The 15,368-nt window shown below is 36.6% G+C and carries 23 protein-coding genes and 1 pseudogene; 9 read left to right on the top strand and 15 right to left on the bottom strand.

What is annotated here, in order from left to right:
• Positions 1–13: 13 nt before the first annotated feature.
• The 9 genes from BTHERMOSOX_RS03510 (at position 14) to BTHERMOSOX_RS03470 (ending at position 8,858) form a co-directional block, all read left to right on the top strand.
• Positions 14–337 (top strand): TusE/DsrC/DsvC family sulfur relay protein, encoded by a 324-nt coding sequence (locus tag BTHERMOSOX_RS03510; RefSeq protein WP_138119471.1) that lies wholly within the window; start codon positions 14–16, stop codon positions 335–337.
• A gap of 78 nt (positions 338–415) precedes the next feature.
• The gene (locus BTHERMOSOX_RS03505; protein ID WP_138119469.1) at positions 416–1,189 is read left to right on the top strand and encodes a respiratory nitrate reductase subunit gamma; all 774 of its coding nucleotides are present in this window, start codon (positions 416–418) and stop codon (positions 1,187–1,189) included.
• A gap of 1 nt (position 1,190) precedes the next feature.
• Positions 1,191–2,780, top strand: coding sequence for a sulfate reduction electron transfer complex DsrMKJOP subunit DsrK (gene dsrK / locus BTHERMOSOX_RS03500; RefSeq protein WP_138119467.1), 1,590 nt, complete (start codon positions 1,191–1,193; stop codon positions 2,778–2,780).
• 16 nt (positions 2,781–2,796) lie between these two features.
• Positions 2,797–4,755 (top strand): NAD(P)-binding protein, encoded by a 1,959-nt coding sequence (locus BTHERMOSOX_RS03495; RefSeq protein WP_138119465.1) that lies wholly within the window; start codon positions 2,797–2,799, stop codon positions 4,753–4,755.
• A gap of 30 nt (positions 4,756–4,785) precedes the next feature.
• A complete protein-coding gene (locus BTHERMOSOX_RS03490) occupies positions 4,786–5,175 on the top strand; it encodes a sulfur reduction protein DsrJ (protein WP_138119463.1) in 390 nt (129 codons plus the stop codon).
• A 26-nt stretch (positions 5,176–5,201) separates the two neighbouring features.
• Entirely contained in the window at positions 5,202–5,936 is a 735-nt protein-coding gene (gene dsrO / locus BTHERMOSOX_RS03485) for a sulfate reduction electron transfer complex DsrMKJOP subunit DsrO (RefSeq protein ID WP_138119500.1), read from the top strand.
• Positions 5,937–5,945: 9 nt separating this feature from the next.
• Positions 5,946–7,148, top strand: coding sequence for an NrfD/PsrC family molybdoenzyme membrane anchor subunit (gene nrfD, locus BTHERMOSOX_RS03480; RefSeq protein ID WP_138119461.1), 1,203 nt, complete (start codon positions 5,946–5,948; stop codon positions 7,146–7,148).
• 25 nt (positions 7,149–7,173) lie between these two features.
• Positions 7,174–8,529, top strand: coding sequence for a cobyrinic acid a,c-diamide synthase CobB (locus tag BTHERMOSOX_RS03475; protein WP_138119459.1), 1,356 nt, complete (start codon positions 7,174–7,176; stop codon positions 8,527–8,529).
• Positions 8,526–8,858 (top strand): HesB/IscA family protein, encoded by a 333-nt coding sequence (locus tag BTHERMOSOX_RS03470; protein ID WP_138119457.1) that lies wholly within the window; start codon positions 8,526–8,528, stop codon positions 8,856–8,858. Before BTHERMOSOX_RS03475 ends, BTHERMOSOX_RS03470 begins: the two co-directional genes overlap by 4 nt.
• A gap of 156 nt (positions 8,859–9,014) precedes the next feature.
• On the opposite strand, the gene BTHERMOSOX_RS11920 is transcribed toward BTHERMOSOX_RS03470, so the two are convergent.
• The 15 genes and pseudogenes from BTHERMOSOX_RS11920 to BTHERMOSOX_RS03395 all read right to left on the bottom strand — a co-directional run.
• Positions 9,015–9,137, bottom strand: a complete 123-nt coding sequence (locus BTHERMOSOX_RS11920; RefSeq protein WP_283204838.1) for a hypothetical protein — start codon at positions 9,135–9,137, stop codon at positions 9,015–9,017.
• A gap of 3 nt (positions 9,138–9,140) precedes the next feature.
• Entirely contained in the window at positions 9,141–9,332 is a 192-nt protein-coding gene (locus tag BTHERMOSOX_RS03465) for a hypothetical protein (RefSeq protein ID WP_138119455.1), read from the bottom strand.
• 21 nt (positions 9,333–9,353) lie between these two features.
• Positions 9,354–9,602, bottom strand: a complete 249-nt coding sequence (locus BTHERMOSOX_RS03460) for a hypothetical protein (protein WP_138119453.1) — start codon at positions 9,600–9,602, stop codon at positions 9,354–9,356.
• A gap of 85 nt (positions 9,603–9,687) precedes the next feature.
• Positions 9,688–10,005 carry a hypothetical protein gene (locus tag BTHERMOSOX_RS03455; protein WP_212744625.1) on the bottom strand — a complete coding sequence of 106 codons (318 nt, stop codon included), beginning with the start codon at positions 10,003–10,005 and terminating at the stop codon, positions 9,688–9,690.
• Entirely contained in the window at positions 9,996–10,406 is a 411-nt protein-coding gene (locus BTHERMOSOX_RS03450) for a hypothetical protein (RefSeq protein WP_138119451.1), read from the bottom strand. Before BTHERMOSOX_RS03450 ends, BTHERMOSOX_RS03455 begins: the two co-directional genes overlap by 10 nt.
• Before the next feature lies 1 nt (position 10,407).
• Entirely contained in the window at positions 10,408–11,106 is a 699-nt protein-coding gene (locus BTHERMOSOX_RS03445) for an HNH endonuclease (RefSeq protein ID WP_138119449.1), read from the bottom strand.
• 542 nt (positions 11,107–11,648) lie between these two features.
• Positions 11,649–12,338 (bottom strand): homing endonuclease associated repeat-containing protein, encoded by a 690-nt coding sequence (locus BTHERMOSOX_RS03435; RefSeq protein ID WP_138119447.1) that lies wholly within the window; start codon positions 12,336–12,338, stop codon positions 11,649–11,651.
• Positions 12,339–12,408: 70 nt separating this feature from the next.
• On the bottom strand, positions 12,409–12,618 hold the full coding sequence (locus tag BTHERMOSOX_RS12045; RefSeq protein WP_138119445.1) for a type II toxin-antitoxin system HicA family toxin: 210 nt from the start codon (positions 12,616–12,618) through the stop codon (positions 12,409–12,411).
• Complete coding sequence (locus tag BTHERMOSOX_RS03425; protein WP_138119443.1) at positions 12,602–12,820, bottom strand: hypothetical protein; 219 nt, start codon at positions 12,818–12,820, stop codon at positions 12,602–12,604. Before BTHERMOSOX_RS03425 ends, BTHERMOSOX_RS12045 begins: the two co-directional genes overlap by 17 nt.
• A 33-nt stretch (positions 12,821–12,853) precedes the next feature.
• Positions 12,854–13,195, bottom strand: a complete 342-nt coding sequence (locus BTHERMOSOX_RS03420) for a hypothetical protein (RefSeq protein ID WP_138119441.1) — start codon at positions 13,193–13,195, stop codon at positions 12,854–12,856.
• A 160-nt stretch (positions 13,196–13,355) separates the two neighbouring features.
• On the bottom strand, positions 13,356–13,835 hold the full coding sequence (locus tag BTHERMOSOX_RS03415) for a hypothetical protein (RefSeq protein ID WP_249360593.1): 480 nt from the start codon (positions 13,833–13,835) through the stop codon (positions 13,356–13,358).
• Positions 13,811–14,005, bottom strand: a complete 195-nt coding sequence (locus BTHERMOSOX_RS03410; RefSeq protein ID WP_249360592.1) for a competence protein CoiA family protein — start codon at positions 14,003–14,005, stop codon at positions 13,811–13,813. Before BTHERMOSOX_RS03410 ends, BTHERMOSOX_RS03415 begins: the two co-directional genes overlap by 25 nt.
• Positions 14,006–14,053: 48 nt before the next feature.
• On the bottom strand, positions 14,054–15,010 hold the full coding sequence (locus tag BTHERMOSOX_RS03405) for an AEC family transporter (RefSeq protein WP_138119437.1): 957 nt from the start codon (positions 15,008–15,010) through the stop codon (positions 14,054–14,056).
• A complete protein-coding gene (locus BTHERMOSOX_RS03400; RefSeq protein ID WP_138119435.1) occupies positions 15,010–15,210 on the bottom strand; it encodes a hypothetical protein in 201 nt (66 codons plus the stop codon). The genes BTHERMOSOX_RS03405 and BTHERMOSOX_RS03400 overlap by 1 nt, the downstream gene beginning before the upstream one ends.
• Positions 15,211–15,236: 26 nt before the next feature.
• Positions 15,237–15,368 (bottom strand): annotated as a pseudogene (locus BTHERMOSOX_RS03395) (IS1595 family transposase); the annotation flags it as partial.

Raw genomic sequence — 15,368 nt, 5'->3', positions numbered from 1 at the left:
TAGGAGTATAACTATGGCACAAATTTGTGGCGCTGAAGTAGATGAAGAAGGTTTCTTGGTAGATCTTAAAGATTGGAATAAAGAAATTTGCATTCAAATGGCAAAAGATGACGACGTTGAATTAACGGAAGAGCATTGGGGTGTTATCGATTTTTTACGTGATTATTTTGAAGAGTACCAAATTGCACCTGCAGTACGCGTACTTACAAAGGCAATTGCTAAAAAAATGGGTAAAGACAAAGGTAACTCTAAGTACCTTTACTCTTTGTTCCCGTATGGTCCTGGTAAGCAAGGTTGTCGTTTCGCTGGTCTTCCAAAGCCAACTGGTTGTATCTAATTAGATACAATTAATGAGAACACCTGTATTTTTTATACAGGTGTTTTTTATTTTTTAAACATAAAGTTTGAGAACAATATGTCAACAATAAGCATTATATTTACCGCTTTATTTTACATTTCCTTATTTATTTTTATCGTCGGAATGGGTAGAAAAATCTATCAATTTTCAATTACGCCTGCGCCGTTAAAAATTCCTACTGCACCAACCCCATTAACACAAACAGGTGTGGTTTTTAGAATGATCCGTGAAGTGACTTTATTTGAAAGTCTTTTTCGTTCAAACAAATGGATCTGGTTATTCGGATTCTTATTTCACTTTGGCTTGTTATTAGTTTTAGTGCGTCATTTACGTTATTTCATCCCAGGTGATTTGCCTGAAATATTCTTGCTTATGCAGCCATTTAAATATGCAGCATTTGCTATGGTGATTGGCTTAGGCGGCTTGTTAGTACGTCGTATCTTTATACCACGTATTCGTTATATTTCAGCACCGAGTGATTACTTAATGCTGTTAATGTTAATCATTATTGGTGTGAGTGGTGTCATCATGACATTTACTGAAAATCATACCGATGTAATGATGGTCAAGGCTTTTGCTTCTGGTCTAGTAACCTTTGATTGGGCTAATTTACCAACTGAAACGCATTTCTTGGTGCATTTATTTTTAGTGTTTGTATTATTGGCTATTTTCCCAATTTCAAAATTATTACACGTACCCGGTGTTTTCTTTAGTCCGACGCGTAACCAAGTTGACGATGCACGTAAAAAACGTCATATTTCTCCTTGGGCATTAAAACAAGAAAAAGAGCATGCTGTAAAGCTTGATCAAACATTAGGCAAGGACGAATAAGATGGCTGCTAAAGAATTTGATATCCCTAAGTTACCAACATACATCGAGATTCCTGAGTTAAATCCAGGGGTAATGGATGGTGATGGTCCGTTTAAATCTGTTGAAGAATTCCAAAAGCCTTTAGGTTTTCCGGGTGAGAAGATAGACAATTGGCAAGAAGTTGCTATTGCCAAGATGGGTGAGCTTAAATCTAAGTATCGTTCAGTTCAAGTATTTTTAGATTCATGTGTTAAATGTGGCGCTTGTACAGATAAATGTCATTACTTCTTAGGCTCATCTGATCCTAAAAATATGCCAGTTGCACGTCAAGATTTATTCCGCAGCGTATATCGTCGTCATTTTACTTTTGCTGGAAAATACTTCCCTAAGTTAGTTGGTGCAAAAGAGTTAGACGACAATATGCTTGATGATTGGTACAACTATTTTCATCAGTGTTCACAGTGTCGTCGTTGTTCAGTATTTTGCCCGTATGGTATTGACACGGCAGAGATTTCAATGGCCGCTCGTGAAATATTAGACACTGTCGGTGTTGGTCAAAAATATTGTAACCAAATCCTAGGTAAGGCACTTACTGTTGGTAACAACCTTGGTCTTCCAGAGCCTGCACTTAGAGATACATTGCTTGATCTTGAAGAAGAAGTTGAAGAAGATTTTGGTGCGCCAGTTAAGTACCCATTAGATCAAAAAGGTGCTGAAATCTTACTAATTACACCATCGGCAGATTTTTTCGCTGAGCCTCATATTGATGGCTTAATTGGTTATGGTAAAGTTTTTTACCAAGATGGTGTTAGCTGGACAATGAGTTCGTACGCTTCTGAAGGTGCAAACTTTGGTATGTTTATTGGTTCATACGACATTATGCGCAAAGCTGCTTTAAGAATTCGTAAAGCAGCACTTGATCTTGAAGTCTCTCGTGTAATGGTTGGTGAGTGTGGCCATGCATGGCGTGTTGCATACAGTTTCTGGAATACCTTAAGCGGTGTTGGTGCTGGTGCTCAATCAAGTGACGAATATGCAATGAAATTGCAAAAGCAGCTGGATGATAGATATCCACAGCCGCAACATATTATTGAATATACCTATGACTTAATTCAAAGAGGTAAGCTAGAATTTGATAAGTCAGAAAACGATGACCGTACGGTTACTTTCCATGATTCTTGTAACGTTGCTCGTGCAACTAACATGGGTGGTGTCGAAGGTGGTCAATTTATTCTTCCACGTGAAGTGATTAAAGCAGTTTGTAATAATTACGTTGACATGGAAAGATCTACTATTAAAGAGTCTACATTCTGTTGTGGAGGCGGCGGCGGCCTTCTAACCGATGATCTTATGGAAATTCGTGTTAAGGGTGCTATGCCAAGAATGCAGGCGCTTAAAGAAGTAGAGAAGAACGAAGGCGTTAATACTTTAGCAGCGATTTGTGCTATTTGTAAGTCGCAATTTAGCAAAGTATTGCCGAAATTTGATTTTGATCCATACATGATTGTCAGTGTTCATCAATTAGTGAGTGCTGCAATTATTCTGGACAAGCCACAAACTGATGCTGAAGAGCCTGCAATTGAAGCGGAAGAAACAGCAGAAACTGAATAAAACAAGGAGATTTATTATGCAAAAGAATGCTTACGGAGTACCTACAAAAGGTGAAAACCATACTTTTAGATTATATAAGGATGATGATGAAGGTCAGGTTCCATGGAACCAGATGATTTTCAAGGAAGATACTACTCATAAGTGCCCTACTTACGTTACTCAAACTCCTCCTTGTCAAGGTTCATGTCCTTCTGGTCACAACATTCGTGGTTGGTTAGATATTGTGCGTGGTATGGAAAAGCCTGTTGGCGATATGTCATGGCAAGAGTATGCATTCCGTCGTTCTACAGATGCTAATCCGTTCCCATCAGTGATGGGTCGTGTATGTCCTGCGCCTTGTGAAGATGGTTGTAACCGTAATGAAGTTGAAGATACAGTTGGCATCAATGCTGTTGAGCAGTTTATTGGTGATAACGCTAAAAAAGAAGGCTACACATTCGAAATTAACGCTAAAGATACTGGCAAGAAAGTTGCAATTATCGGTGGTGGTTGTGGTGGTTTAGCAGCAGCTTTACAGCTTCGTCGTCAAGGTCATGCGGTTACCGTATTTGAAAAGTATGATCAATTAGGTGGCATGATGATGTACGGTATTCCTGATTACCGTGTACCACGTGACGTATTAGCTCACGAAATTGAGCGCATTATTTCAACTGGCGTTGAAACTAAAATGAACACTAAAGTAGGTGTTGACGTAACCGTTGAAGAATTAGAAAAAAATTATGATGCAGTTTTATTTGCTATCGGCGCAATGAGTGGCCGTACGTTACCAATTCCGGGTGGCGAGGCCTCTAACTGTGTATCTGGTGTTGCTTTCCTTGAAGCATACAACCAGGGTCGATTACAACACATTACTGGCAAAGTAATTTGTATTGGTGGTGGTGATACGTCTATTGATGTTGTATCAGTTGCTCGTCGTTTAGGTAATATTACTAATATTGCTGAGAAAGATCGTCCAGAGCACATCATCTTTAATGACACAGCGCATGATGTTGTTGATACATCTAAGCGTCTTGGTGCAGATGTATTATTAACAACGCGTTCAACTGTTGAAGACATGCCTGCAGCGCAAGAAGAAATTGATGATGCAACTCGTGAAGGTGTTGATATTCAAGGTCAATTAAGCCCAGTTGAAGTGATTACTGGTGCTGATGGCCGTGCAACTGCACTACGCTTTGTTCGTTTAGAAGATGATGGCAATACACCGATTGAAGGTTCGGAATTTGACATTGAATGTGAATTAATCGTATCTGCAATTGGTCAAAGTGTTGATTCAGAAGGCATGGATGATTCATTCTTCAATGAATACGGTTTTATTGATGCTGACAAAAACTATCAAGTTCCTAATAAGCCAGGCTTCTTCGTATGTGGTGACGTTGTTCGTCCTCACTTATTGACAACTGCTATTGGCCAAGCGGGTATTGTTGCAGAAAGTATTGATGACTACCTGACAGGTGGCAAGCAAAAAGCTCGTAATAAAGTGGACGTACATTACTTCGATCTTGCTAAAAAGCTTGATGAGTGGGACTTATCTCCTTCAGATTACGAAAAGGGTGGTGCAGCTGGTGAGGCAACTGACTCAGCAGATTACGCAATTCATAACTATGAAGATCGTGCGTATGCATCAATCATTTCTCATACAGAATTATTTTTAGGTCACTTTGATAACGAAGAGCGTAATGCACGTAGCCATAAAGTGGTTGATACTGAAAATGTATTGGGCAACTTTGAAGAACGTTTAATTGGCTATACAGAAGAAGAAGTTCAAACTGAGGCGGCTCGTTGTATGTCTTGTGGCTTATGTTTTGAGTGTGATAACTGTGTGATGTATTGCCCTCAAGATGCGGTATTTAAAGTTAAGAAAGATAAAGCAACATTAGGTCGTTATGTTGATACTGACTACAACAAATGTGTTGGTTGTCATATCTGTGCTGACGTATGTCCTACTGGTTATATCCAGATGGGTCTTGGTGAGTAATACGATTTAATTTTTTTGAAGAGAGTAATTATGAATCGCTGGTTAATGGTTTTATTTAGTTTGATGACGACGACTGTGTTCGCACATACGGATTCAGATTCGCACGCCAATCTTGGCGATAGAGCAACAGAGTTGAAAGAAGCAGGTGAGAGTAAAAATATCCATCCTGATCTAACTGAAATCAGAATTATGCATCCAGATTTTATGATGCATAAGCGTGATAAAACCTTGCGTCAAGGTGTTCGTACTAAGAGAAATTCATTGAAAGCGTGTGTTAATTGCCATAGCTCAACTGATAAAAATGATGAGTATATCCCTATTAATCAACAAGGGCAGTTTTGTTCGACTTGTCACCAAAAGGTGGGTACAAGTTTAGATTGTTTCTCTTGTCATCGTAGTACGCCAAAAGAGGATTTGTAATGAACAAGCGTCAAACAGCAGTCCAGATGGATAAAAATTTAAATCGTCGTGAATTTATTAAAACAACTGCAGCTACAACGGCGGGTGTTGCAACTATCGCCAGCGGCATTACGCTAACAACCTATGCAAATGTAGCAAGCGAAAATCCTGTAACTAATGAAAAACGTTGGGGTATGTTAATTGATACCAATAAACTTACCGAAACTGATATTGATGATATGATCGATGCGTGTCAAGAAGAGCAGGGTTGGGGTAGTGAAATACTTTCTACAGGCGATCAAAAGTCGGGTTGGATTAAAAAAATAAAAGTTAAAGATACCGCAACGGATCGAATCAGCAATCTTGCATTAATGTGTCAACATTGTGAAGAGCCACCCTGTGTCGATGTTTGTCCTACAAATGCAAGTATGAAACGTGAAGATGGCATTGTTTTGGTTGATAAGCATTTGTGTATTGGCTGTCGTTACTGCATGATGGCATGTCCATACGATGCACGTTCATTTGTTCATGAAGAATTAACAGATCAAAGAGAGCATATGCCACGTGGCAAAGGTACTGTTGAGTCATGCACAATGTGTGTTCATAAAGTTGACAAAGGCGAGCAGCCAGCTTGTGTTGAAGCAGTTGATAGCGATGCAGTTATCTTTGGCGATCTTTACGATTCAAATAGCAAGATTAATCAAACACTGAAGAAAATTCAAAGTGCTCAAATCCGTGCAGATTTAAATCTGAATACGGCTGTACGTTATAGTGGAATTTAAGAGAAGTTTATGAGTATTATTCGTTACGAACAAACACAAGGTAAGAGCTTAGGTTTTTATGCGTTAATTGCGGGTTTAGGCGCTTTTATTTTAGCAGCATTAGGTGCTGTTTACTTCATGGAACATAACGGACATCATGTCACTGGCATGAGTAATCGTATTGTTTGGGGCTTGCCTCACGTATTTGCTTTATTTTTAATTGTTGCAGCTTCAGGTGCTTTAAATATTGCTTCTATTGCATCAGTTTTCAATAAGAAAGTTTATAAGCCTTTGTCTCGTTTATCGGGCTTAGTTGCTTTGGCATTGTTGGCGGGTGGTTTGATGGTATTGGTGCTTGACTTAGGTCGCCCAGATCGTTTAATTATTGCTATGACTGAGTACAATTTTAATTCTATTTTTGCTTGGAACATCATTTTATATAATGGATTTTTCGTTATTATCGGTGTTTACTTGTGGATGATGTTTGAACGTAGAATGAATAAATACAGTCGTACAATTGGTATTGCAGCCTTTACTTGGCGCTTAATCTTAACAACCGGTACAGGTTCAATTTTCGGATTTTTGGTGGCGCGTCAAGCTTATGATGCAGTAATCATGGCGCCAATGTTTGTGATTATGTCGTTTGCCTTTGGTTTGGCATTCTTTATCCTAGTGCTTATGGCTAGTTATAAATGGACAGCTCGCCCTCTAGGCAATGCAATCGTTAATCGTTTAAGTAATTTACTAGGTGTGTTCGTTGCCGCAGTCATGTATTTTGTTACTGTGTATCATTTGGGTAATCTATACTTGGCTGAGAACTCTGGTGTTGAAAACTTCATTTTGGTTGACGGCGGCATCTACACCAAGCTATTTTGGTATGGTCAAATTATCTTAGGCGGTCTAGTGCCATTAGCATTGTTATATTCACCAGCAACTAAAGGCAATCGTACTATGCTGGGCTTGGCATCTGCGTTAATTATTCTAGGTGGTATTGTTCAGCTTTACATTATTATTATTGGTGGTCAGGCCTATCCAATGGAGCTTTTTCCAGGTAAAGAAATTCTAGAAGGTTATGTTGGTATTGCTGCTTATACACCGACATTGCCAGAGCTAATGTTAGGTTTGGGTGGTATTGCAGTAGCAGTGATTGCAATCACTTACTTAGTTAAGTTCTTGCCATTTTTGCCAGAAAGTTTGGCTGATGATGTTGTTGATCCACATCATAAGAAATAAGCAAACCGAAAAGTAGCACGGGTTAATGTCCGTTTATCTTTCTGCAGCACACAAATCCTCAGGCAAAACAGTTGTTAGTCTGGGGATTTGTGGTGCTATAAGCCAGCGAAATCTCATCATTCAGCCTTTTAAGAAAGGCCCTGATTATATCGATCCAATCTGGTTATCTCAGGCTAGTGATAAATCATGTTATAACCTTGATTTTTATAATATGACTGAAACTGAAATAATTGAGCTATATGGGTCAAAAAACAGTTTGGCGGATATTTCCCTTATTGAGGGTAATAAAGGCTTGTATGACGGCATGAGTGTTGCTGGTGGCGATGCTAATGCTGATTTAGCCAAGCTACTTAATATCCCTGTAGTGTTAGTGATAGATACCATTGGCATTACTCGAGGTGTAGCGCCTTTGGTTAAAGGTTATCAAAATTTTGATACTGATGTCAATATTGCTGGCGTGATTCTTAATAAAGTAGCGGGTGAGCGACACGAATCGAAACTCATTCAAGCGATTGAATATTACACCGATATCAAAGTTATTGGCTCGGTTCGTCGATCTAAAGAGTTGATCATTGATGAACGCCATCTGGGTTTGATGCCAGCGAATGAAACACCGCAGTCTCAAGCATTTATCAATACTGCCTCGCATATCATTGAAGATCAAGTGAATTTAGATCAAATCCTTAATTTTGAAAATTCTAAGTCTAAAGCCAAAAAAGAAGTGATTAACATTGTTAATACTAAGTTGACAGTGGCAATAGCCAAAGACGCTAGCTTTGGCTTTTATTATCAGGATGACATTGATCAATTTAAAAAACTGGGTGTAAAAATTAGTTATTTTGACTCACTAAAAGATCAACAATTGCCAAAGTGTGATGGTTTGTTTATTGGTGGTGGCTTTCCAGAAATGCAATTGGATAAGCTGAGTGGCAACGTCTCTTTATTAAAGGATATTAAAACCAAAATCGAGCGGGGTTTACCGACATATGCTGAGTGCGGCGGCTTGATGTATCTTACTAATCAAATTATCACTAAGCAAGGTAGTTATTCTATGGTCGGTGTAATTGATGCCGACACCCGAATGACGCCAAAACCAATTGGCAGGGGTTATGTACAGCTTGCACCACTTGATGATCATCCTTGGAGGGGTGTCGCTGAACATATTAAAGCGCACGAATTTCACTATTCTAAACTAGAAAATATCAGTGTGAATACACGTTATGCTTTTAAGGTTTTGCGTGGCGTAGGCGTGGATAATAAGCGCGATGGCATTGTTAAATATAATTTACTAGCCTCGTATACGCATCTTCGCAATCTTGCTGGCAATCAGTGGGTGACGCAATTTGTTGATTTCATTAAAACTAAGTCTAAAACATCATGATTACAATTACTAAAAAAGCCGCAGAAGAAATTTCTTTATCAACACATAATCCAGAAAATCAAGGTCTAACCATTCGTTTTGCTGCTGATCAAACGGATGAAGGCTTTCAGTACTTAATGGGGTTTGATGAGCGTCATGATGGTGATATTCATTTAGAGTCAAATGGGGTAGAGTACATTCTTGCCTATGAACAAAAAGTTTTACTTGAGGGCATGGTTGTAGATTTTGACCAATTGAAAGCGGGAGAGGAATATAGTTTTGTATTTATGAATCCTAATGATCCAGATTACACACCACCTGAAGAAACTCACGCACCAGAAAAAGCATAATTTTAAATTGCTGTTAATGCGTTATTATTAACGCATGAGAAAAATAATTCAAAAAAATCTATTGATCATCATTTTCATTGCTTTCATTCTATTCAACCTAACGCTTGAATTCAGCCGACGCGTTAGCGGTCGGCTAGAATGATTTGTTAGGTGTTTTTATGAATGAGAATGCCCTTTATTTTTAAAAGAATCTATTTTTTCAACAATATATGGAATATTGTAAATTACAAAAATCAACCCCAATACAAAGACACCCTGTACAATTATTTGTGTATCCATTATTTATTCCTTTTCAGTTTTCAAAACTTTGTAAGCAGCTATTTCAGCAATAGCATACATAATAATAAAAAATAGCACCTCGTAAAAATTACCCTTAATTAAAGATGGATAACCAAAAACAGCAAATTGAGTCATGCCAATAATTCTTAGGCTATTGGCAATATGCCTACTTTGGTTTTCATTTCTATTTATCATGGGTTAATTTTAACATATTTTTTATTCTTTGTTTTTTGGCGTGATAAAACACCAAATAAATGAACTAAGCCACATTAAACCAGCAATTATTCCGAGTGTAATTTCGCTATCTCGTCCAATTTCTCTGTTGTTAACTAACACTATAGTTAGAACAACTATTGCAATTGATATTACATTCAAAATAATAATTGGTATCTTGTAGGTATGCTTTTTCTTAATGGCAATTATTGGTGTAACTACTAATCCTAATAAAAGTAACAACTTAATCATTATTTACTTCTCCAGGCCCTCTATCTAAGAAAATAGAAAAGCGTGAGAGATGTCCACCTAACGCTTTATATAAGACGCGCGCGTCTTATAGCGCGTCGCCTTGATATTTTTTTCTGTGAGAATTAACTTTGTTTGTTATCTTTTTTAAATCTGACTCTTCATAAAGTAAAATACCCTTTGATTTTTTTATAAAATCAAAGTCTAGTTCCGCCGATTTTGAAAGAATTGAAACATCTGATTTTTCAATTTGTTCCACGATAGACTTTTTTAATGAGATAGCCATTAGGCAAGGCGTTCGATCAGTTGAAGAATGAACCACTAGAATATCTATATCCTGATATGAGCCAGAGCTATAAAAATACGAGCCAAAACCATATATTTGGGTCTCAAAAATTAAAGCCATCCATTTTCCTGAAATCGTTCTTGTTCGTATTGTGTAAGGTAAGTCCAAAATTCATTTCGGTTAATTGCAGCCATAAATCCTGAAGTATCAAATACACCAACGTTTTCAGACATACAGCGGCGCTTAACATCTAAAGAGTAACTACACCAGTTGGAACTGATAACTACAGCATCCAACTCATCATAGTTTTCGCAAGCCTCAACATACTCAGCTACGTCAAAAGCATAACACTCACAAATAAATACCTTTAGCGCTTTTCCATTTGTTAACTCTATATTATAAAGGCTTGGGTTAGCACTGTTAATAGAATTGACTTTAGAATGCTTATTCATACGTTGCACAAAAAAGTTATAGTTTTGGTAGTAACTCATCCATAGGAAATGCTCGTTATGTGCAGGCATTTTATTCTCCAATAATTAATTCATTAAAATCTCTAGGGAAGCGTAGAACGGCTTGATAAGGTATCTCGTCACTTACCCATTTTTCATAACTTTCTACGTGCGTTATAAATTTACTAACTATTATCTGTTCGCGTCTTGAGAACAGATTTCTATTTTCCTGCAATAATTTCGCTATTTCTCTATTATTTGGCACAATCGTGGAAAGCCGAGAGGAAGTCCACAAAGCAAAAACTTGGTCATTATTTGGATTTCTACGAGCATTTTCTGACAATGGACCATATTGTTCCCAGGCTTGATGATTTTCAGTCATATAAATGAATAGCTGATCTTTTAACTTTTCTATGTTTTCAAACTTATCTTCACCAAGTCTATTTGAGATAAAAGCCTCATGTTCTACTTTCATTTCATGAAGGTATACAACTGGATAATCTGCTTCGTTTTCTACTTTATCAATTATTGTATGATGTGTAGGGCATAAGAGAATTAAGTTTTCGTAACTATCTCTTTCAACTGCAGGTTGTGACTCATCGTAACGGTTTGAACCCGCTTTATTGCCTTTGATATGTGCCATTTCCCCAAGTGTATAAGGTGCTACATCAGCTGCCTCACCTACGGTAAGTTTTTCAGAACATCCCGTGAAAGAACAAATACCAGCAGCATTAGACCAGAGTAATTTGATTGATTTACTTGTAATGGACACTTAGCCTCCGGTGGGCTATCGATTGATTAAATTCAGCAGCCGCGACAGCGGTCAGGTGCAGTGAATTGTTAGGGTTTATTTTTTTCAATATACTCCTTAACAGTTTTAATCATTAAATCGTTTATCCACTTTTCACCTTTAATTGTCGCTTCTTGATCAATTATAGGCGTTATTTTTATTAGTTTTTTGCCAACAGAATAGTTATAGAGCAAGTTAATTTTAATAACCTCTTCTTGCGTTAAGTATTTTTGGGAAATTGTTTTTTCGCAGCGGGAATTGTTCTGGTTATTATCTGCTTCTTTATATCAACACTAGAACTAATCGTTTGTAGCATTTTTTTAATACTTTCAGGAGAGGCTGTTTTTGAGTAAACTGAAGTAATCACAAAAAACCCAGCAATCGTTATAACAAAATATTTTATAAATTTCACGATTTTAAGAACCCTAACGCCTTGCTCAGCGGCAATTTAAAGTGGTACGTTTTTGCGAATGCAAAACAAGTGACGCTTTAAATTGCCGCTGGAGCTATTTGTTAGGCATTTTTTATTTATTAAATGCATTGCCTTTACCCAAATTGCATTGTTTGCATTTTGTTTGCAGGTTCTTTTCTTCTGTTTCACCACCTTTTGACCAAGGCAGTATATGGTCTACGTGTAATTCTACGCCTCGTTCTTTTGTAGGGCTTGCACCACATGATTGACATGTAAAACCATCCCTCATTAGAATTGTAAAACGAAGCCTATCTGATATGTTCCTTTTGGTTTTTCTTCTGGTTGGCTTTTCTGGATTGTTGTTTAGCTGATTATTTTCTGTGTTTTCTTCATTTGAGTCATCATCTTCTTCGTTTATATACTCAACGAATTTATCCAACGCTTTTAGCCATGACCCAAATCTTTTATCATATGTTCCAGCCGAGTATTTTGAAAAAGGCTTTTTAACTTCATCATATTTTGGCTGCCTACCCAACTGAACCCAGATGTCTTCAATGTTTTTAAATAGTTCTTTTTCTGGGATATTGATGTCTGATCTACTTTTCTCTAAACCTGTTTTTTCCAACACTTTAAACCATGAATGAAAACGCCTATGTAAAGTGCTTGGATGATATTTACCATGCTGTTCATACTCAGCCATAGTAACCGTATTTCTCCCCGTCATTTTTGAGACTGCAATTACATCATTTAGCAGTTCTTCGTCGGGAACATTTCGGTGATATGATTTAAGTGTAAACTTCATGTGTTTTTATGCCTAATGCTTGAATTCAGCCGACGCGTTAGCGGTCGGCTGGAATGATTTGTTAGGTGTTCTATTTGATATTTCTAAATTCATTTATTGTTAAATTTAGTATTTTTAATAATTGCCTTTTAACACCAGGAGAGATATCTTTTGAGCCGTGACTTGGCACTGGAAAAGTATTTTTACCATCTGAAAATATAACATGTGAACCCTTTTGACGCACAATTCTATATCCAAGTTTTGTTAATTTTCTTTCAAATTCTCTATACTTGAACGGCATATTTTTCTACCGTAGAAGTCAATTCATTCCTGATGATTCTTTCATCATTTACTTGCTCAAGATGATAATCCATCATCATTTCAACAACATTTTTTAATTCTATAACAGCCTCTTTCTCAGAATAGGCAAATGCAAATAAATTTTGATATCCTTCTACCTTAGCTAAATAACCATCACCATCTTTTTTAACAATTGTTTTCATAGTAATGTATAGAAGTAAAATTTTTATTTTACCTTATTCAACAAGTTGTATTTTTCTAAGTTCATCATTTACATCCATATCAAAATATATACTTTTATTGTTATCACAAGTCGCATAAACATTTTTATGCTGAACTAGACCTTTTGATTTATCCAAAGGAAACACCATTATTGTGGATTTCATTCTAGAGCCAGTAGCACATTCTCCAAATCCTCTGACATAGTGAGGAGGGGTAATTTTACAAGGAGTTTTATTACAAACTATTTCACCATTAACTTCAATATATGCAGGGGTAGATGTTTTAATATTAAAAATTGGAGTCACACATCCAGACATTAAAATAACCATAAAACATAAACTTAATTTATTAAACATATAAATTTTATCCAGGATCTTCTATTAGTAAAAATAGAAAGATGGAAGGCGACACCTAATGTTTGAGTTCAGTTGACCATAATACAGAGCGAAGCGGCGTATTATTGGTCAACTGCAGTGATTTGTTATGTGCTTTTGGTATTGCGTACATTGTATTGGGTTATAAGCGCCGTTGTCTTCTTTGCTTGTTTCTCAAGTATTTATCAAAACCTGACATAGTATTGGTACTGTTATGTGAATTTATGGCTTGTTGTTTACGCTCACCGTTTACTAACTCTGTGTGAATTGGTGCAATTATGTTTTTAAAATATTCATCGAAATTATCATGGTTGAATAATTCAATAAAGCTTGAGCGTGAAAATGGTGATAAATAGGCGCTACCAGATGGTGTAATTGGAAATAGGAGCCACAGAATAGAGTGTTCGTTATTGCCTGTTTCGTTAAAATCGAAAAATACTAGAGACTTATTAGTATGCCACTCTTTTATTAGTCTGCACTCATCGGGGAAATGCGCTCTCATAATAGGGATATTTGTACTTAGTTTTTTGCTTTCATCCAACATGCTTTGAAACTGTTTTTTATCTGTTTTTCTTCTCGTGCCACTCTGTAGGAAAGTTATCTTTCCATGTGGCGGTGCCACTCAGTTTCGTTCTCCCGCCATATGTCACAATTTCGCTTACTTTTGTGTGCCCAGTGATGAATTTTAATATCTCCGCACTTTGCAATTAAATCTGAACTACAAAATTGACATAAACCTGTAGCACCTTTATTTGCTTCTTTTTTTATGCCATCGATAAGTGCGAATTTCATTATATTTGTTTGATTGGTTTTTTACACATAACGCCTAATTAGGTGTCTTTATATAAGTTTAGTCATTGTTTCCAACAAGAAAGATAAGCTAAATACAGTAATTAATAAAGAAATAATAATGGAAACAGCAGTATGCTCTTGAAAATATTCAAACTTGTTTGCAAAAACATAAACTCCCGCACCAATTGGTTGAGCGGACATCAAAATTGCTACAATTAAATATATATCTGTAGATTCCATTCCAAGCCAATAATAACCAACAATAAAAGTAACGAAAGGCTGAATGAATATCTTAATAGCAATAATAGGGCTTAAATCTATAATGTTTTTGATGTTTATGTGAGATTTTGTATCTAAACCTGACAAGCCGATACCTAGTGCAAATAGAGCAGTAGGTCCTGCTGCTCCAGCCAAGAATCCAGTAAATATTTTTAAAATATCTGGCAGTGGTATTGCAAAAAAAGAGAAAAACATGCCTGCAATAACAGACAATGTTAGTGGGTTTAATAAAATCGTTTTTATAGCGCCCAGCAATATAGAGGAACCTGACTTCTTTTTTCCATCATTACTAAATACACCATAAGTTATAATAACAGCCATAATTGCTGGTATATTGTGCAGGATAGTTGCAATTGCAGCGGGAACTGCCGCTGCCTCTCCAAAAGCGGCAATTGCGATAGGCACACCCATATAGCCAGTTGTACCATAACATGCGGCCATTGCAACTATAGAAGACTTAGGCGCACTTATCGACTTAAACATCGATAAAACTATACCCAATATATAAGCAACAAATATGCCTGCTAAAGTTGCAATTACAAACTCCCAATGTAATAACTCTGCTGGTTTAGCTTGGGCGATAGATAGAAACAGTAATGCAGGTAACGCAACAAATAAGACATAGTCATTGATCAGCTTTCCAGCATCTTTAGAAAATTTATTTTTCTTTGCAAATAAATACCCTGCAAGTATAACAAGGAAAATTGGTATCACTATCGACAGCATTATACAACCTCCTTGATATTGTTTTTTGAAGCCAAACTTACTACTTCATCAGCCAGCCTCTTTGAGGTCCAAGAGTGTTTAGTGTAAAAATCAATTAATGAAGTATATATTTCTGCGTAATCGTCTTTTATTTCTTTAAGTTCGCTCTGCATAGTAGCCTGTAAACTACTTATAATTTTCTTAAAATCAGACTCAGACAAATCAATTTCCGGATAATGTTCTTGGGTTATGACAACTTAAGCGACTCTTTTCTGAACATTTCAAGCAAAATCTTATAAAGATTTTGCTTGCGATTATTGAATCTAAATTCACATTCTTTCAAGTGTAAATTAAACATATTTTTATTCATTCCTTTAAA

The organism is Bathymodiolus heckerae thiotrophic gill symbiont (assembly GCF_900128515.1).
Taxonomy (GTDB): Bacteria; Pseudomonadota; Gammaproteobacteria; order PS1; family Pseudothioglobaceae; genus Thioglobus_A.
This window is presented reverse-complemented; position numbering and strand designations above follow the sequence as displayed.